The 21,590-nt window shown below is 67.0% G+C and carries 20 protein-coding genes and 1 pseudogene; 7 read left to right on the top strand and 14 right to left on the bottom strand.

Features of this window, described 5'->3' with window-relative positions; translation table 11 throughout:
* The first annotated feature begins 20 nt into the window (after positions 1 to 20).
* From EVU97_RS11005 to EVU97_RS10995, 3 genes are read left to right on the top strand one after another with little or no spacing between them, the layout of a single operon-like run.
* Positions 21 to 1,529 (top strand): NAD-dependent succinate-semialdehyde dehydrogenase, encoded by a 1,509-nt coding sequence (locus EVU97_RS11005; protein ID WP_129665795.1) that lies wholly within the window; start codon positions 21 to 23, stop codon positions 1,527 to 1,529.
* Complete coding sequence (locus EVU97_RS11000; RefSeq protein WP_047310894.1) at positions 1,483 to 2,166, top strand: type 1 glutamine amidotransferase domain-containing protein; 684 nt, start codon at positions 1,483 to 1,485, stop codon at positions 2,164 to 2,166. Before EVU97_RS11005 ends, EVU97_RS11000 begins: the two co-directional genes overlap by 47 nt.
* A gap of 27 nt (positions 2,167 to 2,193) precedes the next feature.
* Positions 2,194 to 3,198: an NADP-dependent oxidoreductase gene (locus EVU97_RS10995; protein WP_047310893.1), complete on the top strand. Its 1,005-nt coding sequence runs from the start codon at positions 2,194 to 2,196 to the stop codon at positions 3,196 to 3,198.
* Between the two features lie 328 nt (positions 3,199 to 3,526).
* Here the strand turns inward: EVU97_RS10995 and EVU97_RS10990 are convergent, their stop codons facing one another.
* On the bottom strand, positions 3,527 to 3,892 hold the full coding sequence (locus EVU97_RS10990; protein WP_052946860.1) for an ethanolamine ammonia-lyase light chain EutC: 366 nt from the start codon (positions 3,890 to 3,892) through the stop codon (positions 3,527 to 3,529).
* A gap of 69 nt (positions 3,893 to 3,961) precedes the next feature.
* Between EVU97_RS10990 and EVU97_RS10985 the strand changes: the two are divergent.
* Positions 3,962 to 4,273, top strand: a pseudogene (locus tag EVU97_RS10985) (IS3 family transposase); the annotation flags it as partial.
* On the opposite strand, the gene EVU97_RS15445 reads toward EVU97_RS10985, so the two are convergent.
* From EVU97_RS15445 to EVU97_RS10950, 7 genes are all read right to left on the bottom strand, one after another.
* Positions 4,260 to 4,499, bottom strand: a complete 240-nt coding sequence (locus EVU97_RS15445; protein ID WP_197078939.1) for a hypothetical protein — start codon at positions 4,497 to 4,499, stop codon at positions 4,260 to 4,262. The pseudogene EVU97_RS10985 and the gene EVU97_RS15445 sit on opposite strands and share 14 nt — an antisense overlap.
* A gap of 29 nt (positions 4,500 to 4,528) precedes the next feature.
* Entirely contained in the window at positions 4,529 to 5,893 is a 1,365-nt protein-coding gene (locus EVU97_RS10975) for a hypothetical protein (RefSeq protein ID WP_129665793.1), read from the bottom strand.
* Entirely contained in the window at positions 5,890 to 6,582 is a 693-nt protein-coding gene (locus EVU97_RS10970) for a TnsA-like heteromeric transposase endonuclease subunit (protein WP_165357945.1), read from the bottom strand. Before EVU97_RS10970 ends, EVU97_RS10975 begins: the two co-directional genes overlap by 4 nt.
* A 270-nt stretch (positions 6,583 to 6,852) precedes the next feature.
* On the bottom strand, positions 6,853 to 8,238 hold the full coding sequence (gene dnaB, locus EVU97_RS10965) for a replicative DNA helicase (RefSeq protein ID WP_082128679.1): 1,386 nt from the start codon (positions 8,236 to 8,238) through the stop codon (positions 6,853 to 6,855).
* Between the two features lie 682 nt (positions 8,239 to 8,920).
* Positions 8,921 to 9,232 (bottom strand): DUF2316 family protein, encoded by a 312-nt coding sequence (locus EVU97_RS14985; RefSeq protein ID WP_165357944.1) that lies wholly within the window; start codon positions 9,230 to 9,232, stop codon positions 8,921 to 8,923.
* Positions 9,233 to 9,312: 80 nt separating this feature from the next.
* The gene (locus EVU97_RS10955; protein ID WP_052946857.1) at positions 9,313 to 10,458 is read right to left on the bottom strand and encodes a peptidoglycan DD-metalloendopeptidase family protein; all 1,146 of its coding nucleotides are present in this window, start codon (positions 10,456 to 10,458) and stop codon (positions 9,313 to 9,315) included.
* A gap of 391 nt (positions 10,459 to 10,849) precedes the next feature.
* Complete coding sequence (locus tag EVU97_RS10950) at positions 10,850 to 11,890, bottom strand: peptidoglycan-binding protein (RefSeq protein ID WP_129665789.1); 1,041 nt, start codon at positions 11,888 to 11,890, stop codon at positions 10,850 to 10,852.
* A 379-nt stretch (positions 11,891 to 12,269) separates the two neighbouring features.
* On the opposite strand from EVU97_RS10950, the gene EVU97_RS10945 reads away from it, so the two are divergent.
* Both EVU97_RS10945 and EVU97_RS10940 read left to right on the top strand, forming a co-directional pair.
* Entirely contained in the window at positions 12,270 to 13,589 is a 1,320-nt protein-coding gene (locus tag EVU97_RS10945; protein WP_047310890.1) for an MATE family efflux transporter, read from the top strand.
* Positions 13,590 to 13,672: 83 nt separating this feature from the next.
* Positions 13,673 to 14,497 (top strand): serine hydrolase, encoded by an 825-nt coding sequence (locus tag EVU97_RS10940; RefSeq protein WP_129665787.1) that lies wholly within the window; start codon positions 13,673 to 13,675, stop codon positions 14,495 to 14,497.
* 174 nt (positions 14,498 to 14,671) lie between these two features.
* On the opposite strand, the gene rplI is transcribed toward EVU97_RS10940, so the two are convergent.
* From rplI to EVU97_RS10910, 6 genes are all read right to left on the bottom strand, one after another.
* The gene (gene rplI, locus EVU97_RS10935; protein ID WP_129665785.1) at positions 14,672 to 15,118 is read right to left on the bottom strand and encodes a 50S ribosomal protein L9; all 447 of its coding nucleotides are present in this window, start codon (positions 15,116 to 15,118) and stop codon (positions 14,672 to 14,674) included.
* Positions 15,119 to 15,140: 22 nt separating this feature from the next.
* Positions 15,141 to 15,377, bottom strand: coding sequence for a 30S ribosomal protein S18 (gene rpsR, locus EVU97_RS10930; RefSeq protein ID WP_006944621.1), 237 nt, complete (start codon positions 15,375 to 15,377; stop codon positions 15,141 to 15,143).
* Between the two features lie 127 nt (positions 15,378 to 15,504).
* Positions 15,505 to 16,140, bottom strand: coding sequence for a single-stranded DNA-binding protein (locus EVU97_RS10925; RefSeq protein WP_047310888.1), 636 nt, complete (start codon positions 16,138 to 16,140; stop codon positions 15,505 to 15,507).
* Between the two features lie 33 nt (positions 16,141 to 16,173).
* Positions 16,174 to 16,461 carry a 30S ribosomal protein S6 gene (rpsF, locus tag EVU97_RS10920; protein ID WP_047311233.1) on the bottom strand — a complete coding sequence of 96 codons (288 nt, stop codon included), beginning with the start codon at positions 16,459 to 16,461 and terminating at the stop codon, positions 16,174 to 16,176.
* Positions 16,462 to 16,705: 244 nt separating this feature from the next.
* Positions 16,706 to 17,986 (bottom strand): hypothetical protein, encoded by a 1,281-nt coding sequence (locus EVU97_RS10915; protein ID WP_052946854.1) that lies wholly within the window; start codon positions 17,984 to 17,986, stop codon positions 16,706 to 16,708.
* 56 nt (positions 17,987 to 18,042) lie between these two features.
* Complete coding sequence (locus EVU97_RS10910; protein ID WP_129665783.1) at positions 18,043 to 20,412, bottom strand: transglycosylase domain-containing protein; 2,370 nt, start codon at positions 20,410 to 20,412, stop codon at positions 18,043 to 18,045.
* A gap of 108 nt (positions 20,413 to 20,520) precedes the next feature.
* On the opposite strand from EVU97_RS10910, the gene EVU97_RS10905 reads away from it, so the two are divergent.
* On the top strand, positions 20,521 to 21,501 hold the full coding sequence (locus tag EVU97_RS10905) for a GTP pyrophosphokinase family protein (protein WP_047310887.1): 981 nt from the start codon (positions 20,521 to 20,523) through the stop codon (positions 21,499 to 21,501).
* Positions 21,502 to 21,590 lie beyond the last annotated feature (89 nt).

The raw sequence follows: 21,590 nt of genomic DNA, 5'->3' as shown, positions 1-21,590 counted from the left end.
TCGACACAACGGGGGCAACCATGACCACCTACCGCACACAGAACCCCTCGACAGGCAAGGTCGTCCGCAGCTGGGACTCCCTCGACCCACGCGAGGTGGGCACGGCCATCGACACCGCCGAGGAGGCCTTCACCTCCTGGCGGCGCACGAGCGTCGAGGAGCGCGCCGGTGTGCTGGCCCGGACCGCGCACCTGTTCGAGCAGAGGGCGGAGGAGCTCGCCGGAATCGCGGCCTCCGAGATGGGAAAGCCCGTCTCCCAGGGCATCGCCGAGGCGCAGCTGGTCGCCCAGATCTTCGACTACTACGCCCAGCGCGCCGACGAGCTGATGGCCGACGAGGTCCTGCCGGACCAGGGGGCGAACTCCTCCCGCGTGGAGAAGCAGCCCCTGGGCGTCCTGCTGGGCGTGATGCCGTGGAACTTCCCCTACTACCAGATCGCCCGGTTCATCGCACCCAACCTGCTGCTCGGCAACACGCTGCTGCTGAAGCCGGCCTCGATCTGCGCTGCTTCCGCCCTCGAGGTGGAAAAGCTCCTCGACCAGGCCGGTCTGCCGAAGGGAGTCCACCAGACGCTCCTCGTGGACAGCTCCCAGATCGAGGACATCATCGCCGACCCGCGCGTGCGCGGTGTCTCCCTCACCGGGAGTGAGGGCGCGGGGGCCTCGGTCGCCGCCGCAGCCGGCAAGCACCTCAAGAAGGTGGTGCTGGAGCTCGGAGGTTCCGACCCGTTGATCGTCCTCGGTGGTGACATCGACGCGGTGGCGAGCACCGCCGCCCGGGCGCGGTTGAGCAACGCCGGCCAGGCCTGCAACTCGCCCAAGCGGATGATCGTGCTCGACGAGTTCTACGACACCTTCGTCGACAAGCTGTCGGCTGCCTTCTCCGCAGCGGTCGTCGGGGACCCCCAGGATGGGGCCACCGACGTGGGCCCCATGTCGAGCACCGATGCCCGCGACGAGCTGATGGAGCTTGTCGACGATGCCGTGGGCCACGGCGCCCACGTCCTCGTCGGCGGCTACCCGCGCGAGGGTGCCGGCGCCTTCATGGAGGCGACCGTACTGACCGACGTGACCCGCGACATGCGGGCCTGGTCGGAGGAGCTGTTCGGACCGGTCGCGGTCGTGTGCCGCGCCGCGGACGTGGACGAGGCCGTTGCCCTGGCCAACGAGACCGACTTCGGACTGAGCGGCTCGGTGTGGTCCGACGACCTCGAACTCGCCGAGGCCACCGCCCGCCGCCTCGACGTGGGCATGGCCTACGTCAACGAGCACGGCACCAGCCTCGCCGGACTGCCCTTCGGCGGCGTCGGCCGCTCTGGCTTCGGCCGGGAACTGGGCGACTACGGCGTCGACGAGTTCGTCAACAAGCGTCTGGTCCGCGTTTCCGACCCCGTGGGTCCTGAGCAGTGGACCCCGCCCCAACCCGGGGCACAGCCACCCCTGACCATGGAACCACTCCACGAGACATCGAAAGGAAGATGCCATGTCCCGCATCCTGATGATCCTCACATCCCACGACCAACTCGGTGACACCGACCGTAGGACCGGTTTTTGGCTCGAGGAGTTCGCCGCTCCCTACTACGTGTTCCGCGATGCCGGACACGACATCACCCTGGCCTCGCCGAAGGGCGGGCGACCGCCGGTCGACCCGACCAGCACGCTGCCGCAGATGCAGACCGACTCCACCCGTCGATTCGAGGCCGACGACGCGGCCAAGGCTGCCCTGACGACCAGCACCCCTTTGTCGGAGGTTGACGTGAGTCAGTTCGACGCGGTCTTCTACCCGGGCGGCCACGGCCCGCTGTGGGACCTCGTGGAGGATCCCACCTCGCAGCAGATCATCCTCGACAGCGGCGCCGCCGGCAGGCCGCTGGGCCTGGTCTGCCACGCCCCCGGCGTGCTGCATGCCATCAAGAAGCAGGACGGGACGTCGTTCATCACCGACCGTTCGGTGACTGGCTTCACCAATGGCGAGGAGGAGGCCGCCGGGCTGACCGACATCGTCCCGTTCCTGGTCGAGGACTCCCTCAGGGAAGCGGGCGCCCGCTACAGCAAGGGCCCCGACGGTGACAGCTACGTCGTCACGGACGGCACGCTGGTCACCGGGCAGAATCCGGCCTCGTCGGCTGATGCCGCCCGCCGCCTCCTCGACCTGCTGACCCACTGACCACCACCCACCCACAGGAGTACAGGGATGACCACACACACCCGCGAGATCCACCTCGCCTCCCGCCCCGACGGGAAGCCCACCCTTGACAATTTCCGCACCGTCGAGGTCGACCTGCCCGATCTCGATGACGGTCTGGTCCTCGTCCGCAACACCATCATGTCGGTGGACCCGTACATGCGCGGCCGCATGAACGACGTCGAGTCCTACGTGCCCCCCTTCCAGATCGACCAGCCGCTGGACGGCGGCGCCGTCGGCACGGTGATCGAGTCACGGGTGGAGCAGTTGCCCGTGGGCACCAAGGTGACCCACGGCCTCGGGTGGCGGGAACACGCCATCCTGGCCGGTGATGCGGTGCGACCGTTGACAGCCCGGGGCGTGCCGGACAGCGCCTACCTGGGCGTACTGGGCATGCCCGGCCTGACCGCCTACGCGGGTTTGCTGCTGGCCGGCGAGATGCGTGAGGGCGATGCCGTCTTCGTCTCCGGCGCGGCGGGAGCAGTCGGCTCGGCCGTCGGACAGATTGCCAAGCTCAAGGGCGCTTCCCGGGTGATCGGCTCGGCTGGCACCCCCGAGAAGATCGCCCGTCTGGAGGAGCTCGGCTTCGATGCTGCCTTCAACTACCACGACGGCGACGTGACCGAGCAGCTCGCGAAGGCCGCCCCGGAGGGCATCGACGTGTACTTCGACAACGTCGGCGGTGACCACCTGGAGGCCGCGATCGCGAACCTGCGCACCGATGGCCGGGTGGCGATGTGCGGGGCCATCAGCCAGTACAACTCCACCGAGCCGGCCTCCGCCCCGCACAACCTGGCGCTGGCCATCGGCAAGCGGCTCACGCTGCGTGGGTTCGTGATCGCCAAGTACGCCGAGCAGGCGAGGGCGGACTTCGAGCGGGACATGGGCCGTTGGATCGCCGACGGCTCCATCCACTGGGACGAGACCGCCCGTGACGGTCTCGACGCCGCCCCACAGGCCTTCATCGATCTGCTGGACGGTGCCAACACCGGCAAGATGATCGTGAACCTCTGAGCAGGTCATCGGCTGCCTTCGTCCGCGGTGACATCACCACGGACAGTTGACCGGGGGGACCTCCGAATGGGCTGGGCGTTGGCATGCCCACGATCCTGCGGAGGTCCCCCCGGTGCGCCCCGAGGCCTGGTGGCCGCCAGGCAGGGGGTCGTCTCGAATGGCCGCTGCCCCCCGGTAGACTGGACGCATTGCTCCACAACCTCTCGCAACGCCTGGTGCAAGCCCCTGCGCTTCCTGCCATCCCGGCCGAGGCGGAGACCACGGCGAGTTCGACCCACCTGCACGGCGCCACAACGGCCGCGACGTCATCCTCATCAGCGCGGTCACCCTACAGCGAACTGTTCGCCTGGACCACCGGTGCTGGTCGGTTGGTGAGGGGGGCTGGCTCCGCGACGTCCTTCACGTCGACGCCTGAACGGCCGAGCTCCCGCATGCGGCGCACCAGCCTCAGCGTGGTGACGGCGGCCTGCTGGTAGCCGACGCCCCTCGGCGGCCGCACGTTGCTGATGCAGTTGCGCTCCGCGTCGTGGCGTCCGGGGCGTGGCTGGTGGGTGATGTAGATGCCCAGACTGTTGACGGCGCTGAGGCCCGGACGCTCGCCGATGACGACGAGCATCGTCTCGACGCCCAACTGCTCGCCAACCTGGTCGCCGAGCGCCACGCGCGCCTGCGTGGCCAACACCGGCGTGGCCACGCTGGGGCCTGACCCTTGTTCGTGGACACGCTGATTCCAGCATTGGCTGGGGAAGCGAGATTATGAACCATGGCCAGAAAGAACTACTCCGAGGAGTTCCGCCGGCAGGCGGTCGACCTGTATGAGTCGACTCCGGGAGCGACGCCCCGCGGTATCGCGGAGGACCTCGGGATCGTCCGGGGAACGCTGCGGCAGTGGCTGGAGACTCACGGGACCGGGAAGAAAACGGCGGCTGACGGCACGCTGACAGACAGCCCGTTGCGGTCCGCGCCGACGGCTTCCACATCGAATCCTGATGAGCCGCTCGAGCAGCGCGTGGCACGGCTGGAGGCGGAGAACGCCCAGCTGAGAGCCGAGACGACGAAGCTCACCCCTGCACGCTGACGGGGACATTAGAGCTCGTTCTCGTTCCGTCACCGAGCTGACCGTCGGAGTTGTCGCCCCAGCACTCGACACCGCCACCGTCGGTTACCAGGCACGTGTGCGCCCGCCCGGCAGAAAGCCACCCATTCTCCCCGGAAGGGGAGGCGCTAGATGCAGCCGGCACGGCCGCACATAACGCAGCGGCCACTACGGCGAGCGCGCGGCGGACGGTGAGAGATCGCATCGTCGGACCTTTCGGGTCGTTTTGCCCCATCATGTCAGGCCAGGCTGTCGGCCGGCGCCCGAAACAGTGAAGCCTTCGCGTTGTGCGCAGTGCGCGCCAAATGCAGCCAGGAGGAGGTGGATGTCCAGACGATCGCACACCATCATGAAGTGCCGGCTGGTGAAGATGCTGCCGTGATCGGCTCTGATCGCCTCGGGCAGGACGCCTGGGATCACGTGCTCCCCGATCAACGGGCGCACGGACAACTCCTCGGCCTTGACAACCGCATTGCTGATGGGGCCGAAGAACTCCGGCGCGCCGGCCCACCGCCAGTCATCTGCGCGGTCCTTGCTGACGGCCTGGCTGAACGGGCGCAGCACGTCGTACAGCAGGAGCCCGGCTTCTATGGACGTCGCGCTTCGTGGGACCACCCTCAGGGCGAGAGCCACCCGGGAGCTCACGTCCAGCGCCGTCATGATCTCCACCGAGATCGCCTCGCCGGTCCACGGGTCCACCACGAAGTTGTCGGCTCGGGTCACGTCCACCGCCACCACCTGCCCAGGCCGCAAGGCCGGGTACGACGTGACGGCCATGGCCCCGCGCAGGCGCGTCGTCGTCTGCCTACGCGTCGTCCGTCCGCGCTGGTTCAGGCCACGAGACAGGTAGGCCCGCAGAGTTGCTTCGGGAACGTGGACGTCGTGCAGACCTTCGCAATTCAGCGCCAGTCGGGTGCGCCGGTACAGTTCGTTGATCTCAAGCAGAGACTGGGTCCCGTCCATGGCCGACAGGACCTCGTCGGCGACTCGCATCAACTCGGGGTCAAGGCTGGCGAAGTCCTTGTGAGACTTCTTGCTCCGTCCATCGATCAGGGCGAGGACACCGCCGTTGACGGGATCGTTGTAGGCCTGGACCCACGCCTGGATCGTGCGTAACGCGGTGCCGCCGATCGACTCGTACGGGCGGCGTTCGCGGTCCTCGCGGGCGCGCTGCGCGCGACGGTTGATCGCAGCCTCCGACTCCAAGAGAGCGGCCATGGACAGGCACCTTGCACGTTCGCTGAAGCCTCCCTTGGGGTCGAACGCCGAGAACGGTTCCCCTTCCCGGGCGAGAGCAGGATGTCCGTTGGCGTATCCCGTCAAGATGGTCTGCACCACCTCCAGCCGGTCAAGCGCCGCATCCCTCGCAGGTTTGCTCAGGCCGGCCAGCAAGGAGGCCACCGGAAGTGCCACCGCGTCTACGCGTCCATCCGCAACCCTGCGAGCTGTCTGCAGGTCAGCCCACAAAAGCGTCGTGGCGTCGCCGGAGAAGTCCTTCACGACCACTCCGGTCGGATTCACCGACACCACCACGCGAACACCCTTGGGCAGCAGAACACTTGAACCCGCAACCAGGTCTACACGCACCCCGCCGTTCATGCTTCCGCCCCACCGCGGGCCACCACGAGAGTGTCCTCGTCCCACAACTCGTCCAGCTCCATCACGAGGTCTTCGGTCCACACCAGGTGCCAGAACGCCCGGGTCCGAAATCCTCGTCCGTCATCACTGGCCAGCACGTCCCTGAGCGGCCGAGGGCCCGCAGTGAACAACTCCATCAGGGCCGGCCTGGCCGCCTCCAACCACTCGGGGATTCGCCGCGCACCGGCGATCCACCGCAAATTGGACGAAGCCACCGCCGGCAGGCCGGCGAAGGTCGAGTATGACCATCCCACCCGCTCACACTCGGCCCCAGTGCGAGCAGCCTTCAGATCGAATGCGTCATCCTGGCGCGCCGCAGGGCGGGCGTCCCACACCTGAACCTGTCCATACGAATTGACCGCAAGAATGTCAGGGCAATGGGAGATCCCGTCAGACCACGTCAGTCGAACAGGTTGCGCGACGATCCACTCCACGTCCCGACGATGGTCGAGCCAGGTCACCAGCTCGTGCTCCAGACCTGACTCCAGCAGCAGTGGGCCGCCGATCGTAGACACGCGCGCCCGCACCGGGATGTGGCGGGACAACGCCGCGGAGCGCACCTTGCGGACCGGCAGAGATCTCTCACCGGTGGCGCCCCGGAAGCCCAGTCCCACTCGGACAGGACGCCATCCGGCCCAATAACCCTCCACGTCGGTGAACCTTCCAGCGGGCTCACCAGCGACAGTCCTACACTGGACACGACAGAACTCATCTTCAACGTCGCGAAGCAGGTCTTTGTCATCGAGGGCGTCCCGCTGCAACGGGACGCCCTCACTGCGTCTACACGAACTAAGCACACTCACCCCCAACGCGGGGTGCCTTTATCATGCAACAACTCTCCTGATCCCGTAGACACGCCGTCGCCTCCGTATGCTGCATACGCGGGCAGTTGTGCAAAGTAGGGGCGGTCTCGACAACGATCAGAAGTTCTGGCCGCCCATGTCCTTGAAGCGCGACAGGTGGCCCTGGAAGGCGACGGTGATGTCCTTCGTTGCGCCGGCACGGTGCTTGGCGACGATGATGTCGGCCTCGCCGGGGCGCTGCGAGTCCTTGTCGAAGTAGTCGTCTCGGTGGAGCAGGATGACCATGTCGGCGTCCTGCTCGATCGAACCCGATTCACGCAGGTCCGACATCTGTGGACGCTTGTCGGTGCGCTGCTCCGGGCCACGGTTCAGCTGCGAAATCGCGATGACCGGAACCTCGAGCTCCTTCGCGAGCAGCTTGAGCGCACGTGAGAACTCCGACACCTCCTGCTGACGCGACTCGACGCGCTTGCCCGAACTCATGAGCTGCAGGTAATCGATCGCCAAGATCTTCAGGTTGTGCCGCTGCTTGAGGCGGCGCGCCTTCGCCCGAATCTCCATGAGCGACATGTTCGGCGAATCGTCGATGAACAGCGGCGCCTCGTTGATGCGCCCCATCGTCGTGGCGATCTTGACCCACTCGTCGTCGGTCATCGTGCCCTTGCGCATGTTCTGCATCTGGATGCCCGCCTCGGCGGCCAGGATGCGCATGGTGATCTCCGTGCGCCCCATTTCCAGGGAGAAGAAGGCCGCGCAGTGCCCGTGCTGGATGGCCGCGTTGCGGATGAAGTCCATGCCCAGCGTGGACTTACCCATCGCCGGTCGCGCCGCGATGACGATCATCTGGCCGGCGTGCAGACCGTTCGTCAGTTCGTCGAAGTCGGCGAAGCCCGTGAGGATGCCGGCCGCCTGCCCGCCACCCTGAATCTGCTCGATCTCGTCGACCGTCAGCTCCAGCACGTCACCGAGCTGGACGTAGTCCTCACCGCCGCGCTTGTCGGCGACCGCATAAACTTCTGCCTGCGCCGCGTTGACGATGTCCTCGACATCCCCGCCGTCATCGCCATAGCCCATCTGCACGATGCGCGTACCCGCGTCGACGAGGCGACGCAGCACCGCTCGCTCCGCGACGATCTGCGCGTAGTACCCGGCGTTCGCCGCGGTCGGCACGCTCGAGATGAGCTGGTGCAGGTACGCCTGCCCACCGATGCGCCCGAGTTCGCCGCGCTTCGTCAGCTCGTCGGCGACGGTGATGGCGTCCACCGGCTCGCCGCGCCCGTACAGGTCGGTGATGGCGTCGAAGACGACCTCGTGCGCCGGACGGTAGAAGTCGACGCCCTTGACCTCTGCAATGACGTCGGCGATGGCGTCCTTGCTCAGCATCATGCCGCCGATGACGCTCTGCTCGGCCTGCAGATCCTGCGGCGGCAGCTTGCCGGGCGGCATCGCGTCGCCGGGTGCGTCGAACTCCGGCGGCGCCTCGTACGGCTCCAACTCGGCCATGCCGCCACTCCTCATCCCGGCGCGAACTCGCCGCGTCGCACTGCCCGTCGGTGCCACCTCGAGCGGCACAGAAGGCACCATCTCACTCAGCACCGACAACCGTACGGAGCAACCCCGTCCGTTCACCAACCGGCCTGTGGACAACGTTGTGCACAACGTGTTGGAAACGCCGTCCACCCCTGTGGGAAACACGGGGACAAGCCTGTGGACGAATTGAACCGACCCTCACGAAAATCCCGTCATGACGGCGCAACCTTCGTCCCCAGCCTGGGGACGAAAATCTCTTCCGTCCTGTGCGACAAGAAATATTGCCGTCCACAGGCGTTGGGATCGTTCACCGTACGATCAACAGCCGTTCGGGCCCCGTCCGCCCGACCTGGCTGGGCGAAATCACGACGTGAAACCGGCCTGCCGGACGCGAAGGCGACGTGGTGGCGTCCCGGCTCGCGATGGTGCTCGCCGACGAACCCCGGACGCCGACCCGCGAAGCGAGCCTGCGTCCTTCGGCGACGAGCGGTTGGGGGCTGACGAACCGAGACGCCACCCTCACCAAATCAAGAAACCGACCGTGCAGCACGCTTCGACACGCAACCACCCGGCACAGACCGAAATCCGAAGCGACGCCGCTGCGCTCGGAGCACCGGGTCGGAGCCGGCCACCGGTAAAGCCCCGGCGGCCTTCGTCACCCCTTGAAGGACTCCACCGGTGGAACCGCCCGCAGACGGAACCAGCGCTGCGCGGCTTGCCGGGACGAGTCCGTCAACACCGTCCACCCACCTGCGTTCACGCCGCGGTGACGCGCCAGCGCGTCCAGCCCGTCCCGCACGAGCCACACGACGACAGGATCCGCACCCCGCATGGCAACGGTGTCCTCCACCGCCTGCGGTTCGAGGTCAAGCCAGGCTGCCAGCGCCTGCTCGCTCACCCCGAGCACCTCGACGTGACGACGCAACTGCTCACCGGTGACTTCACGTTCACGACTGTTCAACGACACGTCCCGACCCCTACGCTCGCGAACGCCGACGGGCGCCTCTCCCAGTCGGAAGAGGCGCCCGTCGGTGAGCACACGGCGGGTCAGCCGTTGCGCGACATCGCGAGTGTGCCGGGCACGTACGACGTACCGAGCTCCTTCGACTCCGCGATCTTGATGCTCACGAAGTTGCGTCCGTCCACGATGCCCCAGTGCAGGTGCGGGCCGGTGGAGTTGCCCGTGTTGCCCGAGCGAGCGATCTGCTGACCCTGGACGACACGCTGACCGGGAACGACGTTCATGGACGACAGGTGCGCGTACTCCATCGCGTGACCGGAGGCGTCGCGGATGAGGATGGTGTTGCCGCCGCCGGTGTTGTACTCCGCCATGATGACGACGCCGGAGGCCGACGCGACGACGGGCGTCCCTGCGGGCACCGCGAAGTCGACGTGGTGCTTGTCGTTCCACTTGTAGTGGCTGGCCGAGCCGTACGGGCCCTGCGAGATCGGCGCCGCGTAACCGCTCGGGAACGGCAGTTCGTAGGGGGCGTTCGGGCTCACGAGCGTCGGACGAGCAGCCTTGCGGGCCACCTTCTTCGACGAGCTCTTGGGCGTGCTCTTCTTGGCGGAAGCAGCATCCGTCTTGGCGAGCGCGTAGGTCGTGCGGACGCCGACAATGCCGTCGACGGCGAGGCCCTTATCGGTCTGGAACGCCTTGACGGCGGTGAGCGTCTTCGGGCCGAAGACACCGTCGGCCGTGATGCCGAGCTTCTTCTGCACCGCGCGCACGACGGCGCCCTCGTCGCCGATGTTGACGACCGAGTCCTTCGAACCCGGCTTCGAGGCGGGCTTCGTCGACGTGGCGTTGAGAACGGACCAGGTCTTCGATCCGACGACACCGTCGACGGAAAGGTTGTTGGCGCGCTGGAAGTCCTTGACCGCGGCGGTCGTGATGGGGCCGTAGATGCCGTCACGCACGAGCGCCAGGCGGGCCTGGACCTGCGTCACGTCACCACCACGAGCGCCGAACGCCACCGTCTTGGGGGTGTCACCGGCAGCTGCCTCGGCGGCCTTGTCGCCTTCGACGGCGAGAGCGGGGGCCGCCATGAGGGCTGCCGCACCGGTCGGAAGGGCCGCACTCACACCGAGCGCGACGGCGGAACGACCACTGCGCGCAGCTGCGGCACCGACACGAGCCGAGTCGAGGTAGCCGGCATGCGAGGAGAGATGCTTGGGCACGTACTTCGTCATGGCTTCTGCACTCCGTGAGTTCGTGGAGCGCACGGGCGAAGCCGACAACGCGCTCACAGGGATCTGAGGCCACGCTGAATGCGTGACATGACCGAGGATGCCCCACCGAATGAGCGCTTCAAAGCACCGAAAAAATTACACTCGTGTCGTTCAGAGCCGCCGTGATCTGCCTGTGATGACGGGAAATTCGGGCGAATTGTGCGAGTTTTCGGGCAGCACGAATCGAACATCCTTTCGCTCTTCGAAAAAATGTTCGACAGAAAATTTCTTCTTCAATTTTGTCCACGATGTGGGACGGCGCTCAGCTCGTCGACCGTGTCAGCTTCCCCACTGCCGGTACCGAACCGATCCGAGCGCCATCCCCGTCACACCGCGGAGGCTTTGGTGATCCCTACTTGATGACGCGCGCGTACCCCGACGGCAATCTGTAGACCTTGCGCATCGCAACCGGAACGCCCGGCTGCGACGAGTCGATCATCATGCCGTTCCCCACGTAGATACCGACGTGGTACGCCGGGTAACCCCAGAAGACGAGGTCACCGGGCTGCGGGTCGGAGACACGCGGGAAGTACGCCTGCTGCTGAGCCGCGGTACGCGGCATGTAGTAGCCGAAGTTCTTGAACACGTAGCTCGTCAGACCGGAGCAGTCGAAGCCGGCAGGCGACGAACCGCCCCACACGTACGGCGTTCCCGCGAACGTCTGGGCGAAGGCGATGACCTGCGCCGCGGTACCCGTGGCCGGAGTACTCGGCACGGACGGCGTCGACACCGGCGGCGTCGTCGGCTGCGGGGCGTTCGGGCCGACGCATCCGAGCTTCGTCCACGTGCGCGGGCCGACGATGCCGTCCGCGTACAGACCGGTTGCGCGCTGGAAGGCGAGCACCTTGGCCTTCGTGTCGGCACCGAACCAACCGTCCGTGGGCAGGCCGAGACGGTCCTGCAGCACCTTGACGAGCTGGCCCGAGTTGCCCATGCGCAACGTCGTCGACGTCGGCGAGCAGGCCGGGGTCGTGGTCGTCGGCACCGTGGGCGTCGTCGTGCCCGTGGTGGGTGTCGTCGGACGCGTCGGCGTGACGGCCGAGCCGCCCACCTTGGCCCAGGTGCGCGCTCCCACGATGCCGTCCGGCACGAGGCCGTTGGCGCGCTGGAACGTCTTGACCGCGCTCAGCGTGGCGGGGCCGAAGATGCCGTCGGCGGTGACACCGACGCGGGCCTGAACGATCTTGACGGCGGCGCCGCGCGAGCCGTACGAGAGCGTCGGGCGGGGGGTGGAGGCGGAGCCGTTGGTGGTGTCGTCACCGGGCGCGGCGAGCGCCGGCGCGGCCGCCATCAGCGTGCCACCCGTCGGAATGGCGAGCGCAACACCGGCGCCGACGGCTTGCTTGACCGTCAGGCGCGGCAGCGCAGAGGTAGAGCGTTGGCGCCGCCTCATGTGCAAGGGAACGTGGGTACTCAAATGAGCAGCCTTCCTAGGTGAAGTCGTCACGACGTGCACACCCCCGACGTCTCGGACGTCGGGTGCGTGCGCACGTCACTGCCACACCCCTGCCAGCCCCCGCTCACAAAGGTGCTCGTTTACTGTGCCTGACCGGACCCTGTGAAGAAAGTGAAAGTTGCCGACACGCAGGGGTGGATGCTTGACTCGTCGAGCAGTATGCGCGTAAAAGCACGACGCTGTGAATCACCCGATCGTGCGTGGTTCTGCAGAATTTCGGCCCATATCAGATACAGGTCGAACGTCATGGAAGGCGCGCCGACACTCCGCGAAAAAATGTGTGGTGCATCTCGCATCGTGAGACGTTAGGAGCCGTGTGACGCACCCCATCGCCCGACTCGCGGTGCCTGCGTTCTTCACCCTGATCGCAGAGCCCCTGTTTCTCCTCACCGATTCGGTCGTCGTGGGGCGCCTCGGAACGTCGGCGCTCGCCGCGCTCGGAGCCGCGAGCGCGATCCTCCTCACCGCCACCGGCATCTTCGTCTTCCTCGCCTATGCGACGACCGCCGTCGTGGCACGACACCTCGGCCGCGGCCACCAGGACGACGCCGTCCAGGCCGGCCTCGACGGTGTCTGGTTGGCCCTCGCTCTCGGCCTGCCGCTGTCCGCCGTCACCGCAGTCCTCGCCCGTCCCGCAGCACGCGCCATGAGTGGCTCGGGCGGGGCCGACGTGGTCGACCAAGCCACGACCTACCTCCAGATCAGCTCCGTCGGCATCCCGGCCATGCTCATCGCCCTCGCGGCACAGGGCCTTCTCCGGGGCCTCCAGGACACGAAGACGCCTCTGTGGGTGACAGGCATCGGTTTTGCGGTCAACGCCGCTCTCAACGCCTTTCTCGTCCTCGTGGTCGGCTGGGGGCTGGCCGGTGCCGCCGTGGGAACGGTGGTCGCACAGTGGCTCATGGCCCTGGCGCTACTCGTCTCCATCGTGCGCCGCACCCGCCACCTCGACCTGCGTCCCCATCCCGCCCGCGTCCTGGCGGCTGCCCGCTTCGGCGCGCCGCTGCTCGTGCGCACGGTGGCGCTGCGCGCCGTCCTGCTGCTGACGACGGCGGCGGCCGGCACGTTCGGTGCCACGACGCTGGCCGCGCACCAGGTCGCGATGACGATCTTCACCTTTCTCACCTTCGCCCTCGATGCCATTGCCATCGCCGCGCAGGCACTCATCGGGGAGTCGCTCGGGCGCGGCGACCACGACGAGACGCGCGAGCTCTCGGCCGTCATCACCCGCTGGGGCTGGTACAGCGGTGCCGCAGCGGGCCTGCTGACACTCGCCGCCGCGTGGCCCCTGCCCCACCTGTTCTCCGACGACCCCTCGGTGTTGCGCGCGACCACGGGCGCCCTGGTCGTCATCGCCCTCGTCCAACCGGTCGCGGGGGTCCTCTTCGTCCTCGACGGCGTCCTCATGGGGGCCGGAGACGGCCCATTCCTCGCCAAGGCACAGGTCGCCCTCCTGCTCGCCTACCTCCCGGCCCTGGGCGTGCTCATGCTCGCCGACGAGTGGCTCGAGGGGCTGGACGTCGCGGCCCCGCTGACCGCTCTGTGGGTTTGCTACTCGCTCTACCTGACGGCTCGCTGCGTCGTGCTGGATCGTCGCCGCCGCGTGGACGCGTGGATGGAACTGGCTGTTCCGTAACCGAATCGACATGCCGAAGTCGACAGAACGACGCTTGACTGCACGTACCCTGAGGGCCACACCACAGAAGTTCGGGAGGCCACATGGCTCGCGTCGGAAAGCATCATGAAACCCCCAAGGGGTACACTCGACGAGGCGTCGTCCTGGGCGCCGGTGGCGCTGGCACGGCTCTCGCGCTGCCGAGTCTCGTCGGCGCAGCTGAGGCCTCTGCCACCACCGTGGGCCTTCGCGACAAGATCTACGCCATCGATGCGGCGACGACCGGAACCCTGTCGGTCGCCGTCTACGACCGCCGCTCCGGCCGGTTCTGGCAGTACAGCGCGGGAGTGCGCAACGAGTGCGCCAGCATCGTCAAGGTGCTCATCCTCGCCACGGTGTGTGACCGTGCTCAGCGCCTCGGGCGCGCCCTGACGGCGTGGGAGAAGTCGCAGGCGAGCATCATGATCCGCTACAGCGACAACAACGCTGCGACGAACCTGTGGAAGAGCGTCGGCGGCGCGCCGGCCGTTCAGGCCATGGCCACGAAGCTGCGCATGTCCCAGACGGTGACGAACAAGGCCTGGGGCCTGACGACGACGTCCGCCTACGACCAGATGGTGCTCATGGACGAGATCTTCTGGTTCGGGCGGGTGCTCAACAGCACCAACCGCGGCTACATCAGCACGCTCATGGGTCAGGTGACCTCCGGCCAGCGCTGGGGTGTCGGCACGTACGGCACCTCCCAGGTCAAGAACGGGTGGCTGCCCTACAACGGTCAGTGGCGCATCAACAGCGTCGGCCACGTCGGTGGCTACGGACGCAACCACACGCTCGCCATCCTGCAGCGCACCCCCACGATGGCCATCGGTACGAGCGTGGCCAACCGCGTCGCGAAGACGATGTGGGATCACCTCGCGACGCCACTGTGACAGTCCTCGAAGTGTGACGGCGAAGGCCCCGTGGACATCCGAGGAGGATGTGCCGGGGCCTTCGCCATGCGTACGCGAGATCGAACGTCGTCGAGGACAGTTCTGCCCACGACATGCAGAAGCTCCCACCCTCGCCAGGAGGGTGGGAGCTTCTGCGTGGTCTACGCGAACGCGTCAGGCGCGCGCGACGTTCAGCTTGACCCTCGCCTGGACCTCCGGGTGGAGGCGGACGAGGACGCTGTGGTCGCCGAGCGAGCGGATCGGGGTGGTGATCTCGATCTTGCGCTTGTCGACGGAGCCGGCGCCGGCTTCCTTGATGGCGTCGGCGATCTCGTGCGTGGTCACGGCGCCGAAGAGGCGACCGTTCTCACCGGAGCGCGCCTTCAGCGTCACCTTGGCGTTCTCGAGGTTGCCCTTGATGGACTGAGCCTCTTCGAGCGTCTTGACGGCGCGGGACTCGCGAGCCTTCTGGATGGAGTCGACCTGCTTCTGGCCGCCCTTCGTCCATTCGGTGGCGAGGTTGTTCGGCAGGAGGTAGTTGCGGGCGAAGCCGGGCTTGACGTCGACGACGTCACCGGCCGTGCCGAGCTTGGAAACCTCGTGCGTCAGGATGACCTTCATGATGGTGTTCCTTTCCGCCTGATCAGCGAGCCGAGCTCGAGTACGGCAGCAGGGCCATCTCGCGGGCGTTCTTGACGGCGTTGGCGATTAGGCGCTGCTCCTGGACGGAGACGCCCGTGACGCGACGCGCACGGATCTTGCCGCGGTCGGAGATGAACTTGCGCAGCAGGGCTGCGTCCTTGTAGTCGATGTTCTCGACCTTCGCCGCCTTCAGCGGGTTGGCCTTCTTCTTGGGCTTACGCACAACGGGCTTTGCCATCGTGGTGCTCTCCTTCTATGAGAGCCCGAGTGGGTGACTCGGGATAGCGAGTGTCTTGTTTCGCCTCGGCCGTCGGCCGGTGCGAGGTGGGTCGTGACGAATCACGACCGGTGTGAGGAGGAGCCGATCAGAACGGGGGCTCGTCGTAGGACGGGCCGGTGGACCAGCCACCATTGCCGCCCTGCTGACCGCCGGCGTTGCCCTGACCACCCTGCTGGCCGCCGGTGTTGCCACCGGTTGCCCACGGGTCGTCGTTGGGGCTGCCACCGAAGTTGCCGCCCTGCTGGCCGCCACCGAAACCACCACCGTTGCCGCCCTGCTGGCCGCCGAAGTTGCCCTGGGAGACGTTGCCGCCCCCCTGGCCTCCTCCGAAGCCGCCGCCGGGGCCGCCGGAACGCTGGGTCTTGTTGACCTTCGCCGTGGCGTAACGCAGCGAGGGGCCGATCTCGTCGACCTCGAGCTCGGTCGTCGTGCGCTTCTCGCCTTCCTTCGTCTCGTACGAACGAGACTTCAGTCGGCCGGTGACGACGACCCGAGTGCCGCGCTGCAGGGACTCGGAGACGTTCTCCGCCGCTTCACGCCAGATGGAGCAACGCATGAAGAGGGTCTCGCCGTCCTTCCACTCGTTCGACTGACGGTCGAACTGGCGGGGGGTCGAGGCCACGGTGAAGTTGGCGACCGCTGCCCCGTTCGGCGTGTACCGAAGCTCGGGGTCGGCGGTGAGGTTGCCGATCACGGTGATGTTGACGTCGCCTGCAGCCATGGGTGGTTCCTCCTACTTAAGTGTGGGGAGTTCTCAGGCGTCCTTGCGCAGGATCTTGGTGCGCAGGATGGACTCGTTGAGGCCCAGCTGGCGGTCAAGCTCTGCGGCGGTGGCCGGGGTGGACGTGAAGTCGACCACGACGTAGATGCCTTCGGACTTCTTCTTGATGTCGTACGCCATGCGACGACGGCCCCAGGTGTCGACGTTGTCGACGGTGCCACCGTCCTTCGTGACGACGGTGAGGAACTTCTCCAGCGAGGGCTGGACCGTACGCTCGTCGAGCTCGCCGTCGAGGATGATCATCATCTCGTAGTGACGCATGCGGTAACCCACCTCCTTTGGTCTAAAGCGGTCACGGTCTCTCCGTGACAGGAGGGTTGCAGCGTTGCTCGCCCTCACCGCCTCCTGGCCCGATCGTGCTCGTCGTGAGCGCTTTCGGGAAGAAAGTGGCGTCCACGGGTTGTGGACAAGAGGGCGTAAGCCTCTCAAGACTACCCGTTGCCGTCACGACGGACGAAATCTGTGGACGACTGCCCATGAGTCGGTGCGTCGGCTCGGGCGGCGATCACTTCGCCCGGCGGGCGGTGCCGGCCACGGAGTCGATGCAGGCTCGCACGAGGAAGAGAACGGCGATGAGCCGCACGGCGACGAAGACCGCGAACCACTCCTGCGGCAGCGCCTTGGCCGAGTTCGAGGAACGCGCGATGAAACCCCACACGACGACGAAGTAGGCGAACTCTGCTCCCGCCCACGCGAGGTGGTCGCGCCAACGAATCGCGCACAGGGCGACGAGCGGAAGCACCCACAGAGCAGCCTGCACCGGCAGCGCCCGCGAGGTGAGCATGACGACGACGAGCATGAGCAGCGCGACGGCCGCGGGCGTCATCGTCTCGTCGCGGCTCGCGAGAAGCCAGCCGAGACCGATGGCGAGGATCCAGCCGGTGACAGCGAGCGCCGTCAGGGACGTGGGCGAGAGTGTGAAGCCTGCGAACGAGAAGATCTGCCACAGCGAGCCGTACGACGCGCCCTGCGCCTTCCACGTCGTGAAGGACGCGAACGGGTTGGCTCCGGAGATCAGCATGAGACCCCCGACGACGGCGAACGTCACGGCTGCGCCGAGAGCAACGCCGGCCAGATCGCGGGTGCGCCGACGAGCCAGAGCCACGAGGATGACGGCGAGCAACACGGTGCCCAACGCGGGCCTGGTGAGAAGCGCTGCGGCGAGCAACCCGCCACTCAGCGCCGCCCGGTTGCGGCTCCAGGCCCACAGCCCGGCCGCAACGAGCAGCACGGCGAACGCGTCGAACGAGATGAGAGCCGTCGTGATGAGGACGGGCGAGAGGGCAACGTGCGCAGCAGCCCACGGTCCCTTCGGCAGCGACGCCGCGGTGAAGCAGACGGCGAGGGCGATGAGCAGGGCGATGAGCGCTGCGCCCCAGGCGAACATGCCCTGCTGCAGACGCAGCTGCGAACCACCGGGCACGAGGATCCTCACGATCCAGGTGATGGCCGCGGTCAGCGGTGGCTGCCCCGCATTCCCCGGTGACGACCACGGCGTGCTGCCTGCGTCACCCGCAACGGCCACGGGGAGATCCGAGTAACAGGCGCGCCACAACGATCCGGGCGTGGCCCAGCCCGTCGAGACACAGTGGTTCTTCTGGAGCACGCCCAGCGCGACGAAGACCGAGCTGAGGGCCGACAGAACCGCCGCAGCGGGCCGCCATCCGCGCACCCCCGGCACGGCGTGACGCCCGAGCGGGCCTCCGATGACGTGCGAAGCCGCTGCGACGACGGAGTCGGTGCGCGAGGGCATCGCGGCGCGCCGCGGCACACGCTGAGGACGCATGCTCTTCCTCTGCGCACCTGAACTCATGGGCCCAACCCTAGAGCGTGGCCGCTAGGTCACGGAGCCGAGGTGAGGGAACCACTCGGTGTCGGCGTCGGGCTCGGCGGAGAACTCGACGTTGGCCGCGGCGTCGACGGCCTGGGACTCGACGTACTCGAGGAACGGCTCGGGGACGAACTCGACGAACTGGGCAGCTTGCCCGAGCTGCTCGAGGACGACTCCGGGGAGTCGCTCGTCTCCGGCGAGGGCGACGACGTCGAGGACGTGCTGCGCTCCGGGTAGGGCGTCGGTGCCGTTGACGGGGGCACGTAGGTGCTGCTCGGCAGAGGATCCTGGGTCTGCGGCTTGTTTTGGTTGTAGTACGAGCGCTCCGGCAGCTTCGTGACCTCCTGGCCCTGGAGCGCGGCCTTCATGAAGTCGACCCACACCTTGCGAGGCAGGCCGGCGCCGTAGACGTCCGCCGACGGGATGCCGGGCAGGTTCTGCATCGGCTTCGCCGTGCGTCCGTCCTCGCTGTAGTACATCCCGACGGAGGTCGTGAGCTGGCCCGGCGTGAATCCGTTGAACCAGATGTACTTGTTACCCGTCGCGGTACCCGTCTTCGCGGCCAACGGACGGTTCAGCTGGTACTGCGTGCCGGCGGCCGTTCCGTAGACGCCGGTCTTGCCCAGAGCCCACGTGACGTCGTCGGCGATGCCCTTGTCATAGGCCTGCTCGCCCTCGACCTTCACGTCGTAGCTGTAGCTCTCGTCGTACGTACGCACCTTCGAGATGAGGTAGCGGTCGTAGCGCTTTCCGCCGGAGTTGAGCGTGTTGTAGCCCGTGGCCTGGTCGACGACGCGGCTGTCACCGGTACCGAGGACGTTGAGGATCTCCTTGGTGTCGTTCATGCCACCGAGGGTCTTGGGCATGCCCGAATCCTGTGCGGCCTTGAGGGTCTTCTCCGGGCCGATGTCCTGGTTGAGCCGCACGAACGCCGTGTTGATCGAGTACGCGAGCATGTTCGTGATCGGCTGGAAGCCGTACGACTTGTTGTGGTCGTTCTGCACGAACGAGTTCGGCCCGAGCCGCATGTAGTTGTTGCCGTTGTACCGCGTGTCGATGGTCTTGCCGTCGCGCAGCGCAGCGATGGCTGCGTAGATCTTCATCGTCGAGGCACTCTGCAGCATCGAGCGGTCGGCGTCGGAGTAGGGCGCCTTGACGGGGTCGTAGTCGGCTCCGCCGTACATGGCGACGACGGCACCGTTGTTCGCCTTCTCCGCGACGAGACCCGTGTGCAACTTGCCCTGCAACACGACAGGCGTGTGGGCCTCGACGGCGCGGACGGCGGCGTCCTGGGTGCGCTTGTCGATCGTCGTCGTGATGCGCAGACCGCCACGGTCGATGTCGGTGGTCGAGAGCTTGAGCTTGCGCGACAGCTCCTGACGCACCGATACGACGACGTACCCCTCGGGTCCGTCGGCGTACTTGACGGGCTCACGCTTGTAGAACGTGGGCATCGTCGCCTTGGAGCGCTCCGCCTCCGAGAGCCACCCCATGCTCACCATGCCGTTGAGCGTGTACGCCATACGCGCGTTGGCGCGCTTCTCGGAGTTGGGACCGACCGTCGGATCCATGTTCTCCGGGTTGTTGACCACCGACGCGAGGAAGGCGCCCTCGACCGGCGTCAGCTTCGAGACGTCCTTGTGGAAGTAGGACTTGGCCGCAGCCTGGACGCCGTACGCGCCACGTCCGAAGTAGACGTTGTTGAGGTAGGCCTCCAGGATCTGGTTCTTGCTCATCTCCTGGTCGACCTTGAGGCTGATGACGACCTCTTTGACCTTGCGGGTAATCGTCTTGTCCTGGGTGAGGAAGTAGTTCTTGACGTACTGCTGCGTCAGGGTCGAACCACCCTGACTGCCGCTTCCCTCACCCTTGAAGTTGTTGATGAACGCTCGGGCGATGCCCTTCGGTGAGATGCCTCGGTTCGAATAGAAGCTGCGGTCCTCCGCAGCGATGAAGGCGCGCTGGACGTGCTCGGGCACCTTCTCGATGGCAACGGGATCGCGGTTCGTCGTGGTGAAACGACCCATCTCCGTCTTGCCGTCGGCGTAGTAGACGACAGAGACGGACTGGGTGGCTTGCGCGTTGGCCTTGGGAATGTCGATGGCCATGTAGAGAACGACGAAAGCCAGGACGGCGAGCAGGAACAGGCTGGCGAAGCCGATGAGAGCACCGCGCAGGATGCGCACCGGCATCGAGCGCTTGGACGCCTTGGCGCGGCGGGAGGCGATCCACCCGGCCGCAGCGCTCTTCGAGGAACCCTTCGAAGAAGCCTGCGGCTTCCTGCCTCCGGCGGCGGGGCGACCACCCGCGTTACCGCGCCCCTGGCCCGACTCATTGACCACGTACTTGCCTCGCTTCGTGCGGCGCGAGCCTCGGAGCACGCGCGGATATTACCTTCCAGGGTACCGACCGTCTCCGACATCGCCTTCCCACCGATTCGAAACCCGCACCTCCCGACAGCCGTCGGTCGTTTCTGTTTGGATTCCCCCATGAGCCGCAAGTCACTGCAGCGAGCGAACGCGACGTACGCGTCCCGTCACCCTCGTACCGTGCGGCGCACCGACGAAACGGTGCGCCGCATCCGCGCGATCGTCGACGACGCCGGCATCAACTACCTGTCGGTGACGGGTCGCGCGAAATCTCCTGCGTCCTTCTCCGCCAAGGTGGTTCGCCGCGCGGAGCAGCTGGGTCACACCGACTTCGACCCGCTCGTCGAGATCACCGACCAGGTGGGCGTGCGCATCGTGACGTACACGCTCAGCGACATCGAGCCGGTCGCCCAATTGCTCGGCGACCACTACACCGTCCTCGAGGATCGCGACATGGGACGCGAAACCGCGAGCGAGGGACGGTTCGGGTACGCGAGTCGTCACATGCTGATCTCGACCGACCCCGACGCGACGGGGTACGAGGCGTCGAAGTGCGTCTCGGTGCAGTTGCGCACGGTGCTGCAGCACGCGTGGGCCGAGTTCGAGCACGACGCGCGGTACAAGGGTGAGGTGCCGAGCGAGCACGCGTCGGAGCTGGACCGCCGCTTCACACTGGCGGCAGGGCTCATCGAGTTGGCCGACCGGGAGTTCTCGGTCATCCGCGACACCTTGGCGTCGGGGGTGCGTGAGCGCGACTTCGACGATGCCGGTGGGCGCATCGACCCGCGCGAGCTCGCGTCGTTCCTCGCAGGCCGCTACGCCGATTCGCGCTTCTCCCGTGTCGATCACTACGTCGACACGGCCGACTTGCTGACGGAACTCGGCGTCGAGTCGATCCACGACCTGCGCGTGGAGTTGCAGGGTGTCTCGTCCGAGCGGGTGTCCCGTGCGATGGGCTACAGCTTCCCGCCCGGCGCGGTTCGCCGACTCGAGGACGACCTGCTGGCTCGGTTCCGGGAGCGCTTCGTCGAGCTGCCGGGCAACGCCGAGCGTCAGGATTCGCTGCGCGGCCGCCTGCAGCGCCTGGGCAACCTGTCGTAAAGGCGAGGGCGAAGGCCCGCGACGCATCCGGTGCAGTTATCTCGATCTGGCGGCGATATATCGCGGCCAGATCGACACAAGTGCACCGG

The sequence above is a fragment of the Dermacoccus sp. 147Ba genome (genome assembly GCF_004151355.1).
In the GTDB taxonomy this organism is placed as follows: Bacteria; Actinomycetota; Actinomycetes; order Actinomycetales; family Dermatophilaceae; genus Dermacoccus; species Dermacoccus abyssi.
The sequence above is the reverse complement of the archived record's forward strand: the minus strand, read 5'-3'. Positions and strand labels throughout refer to the sequence as shown.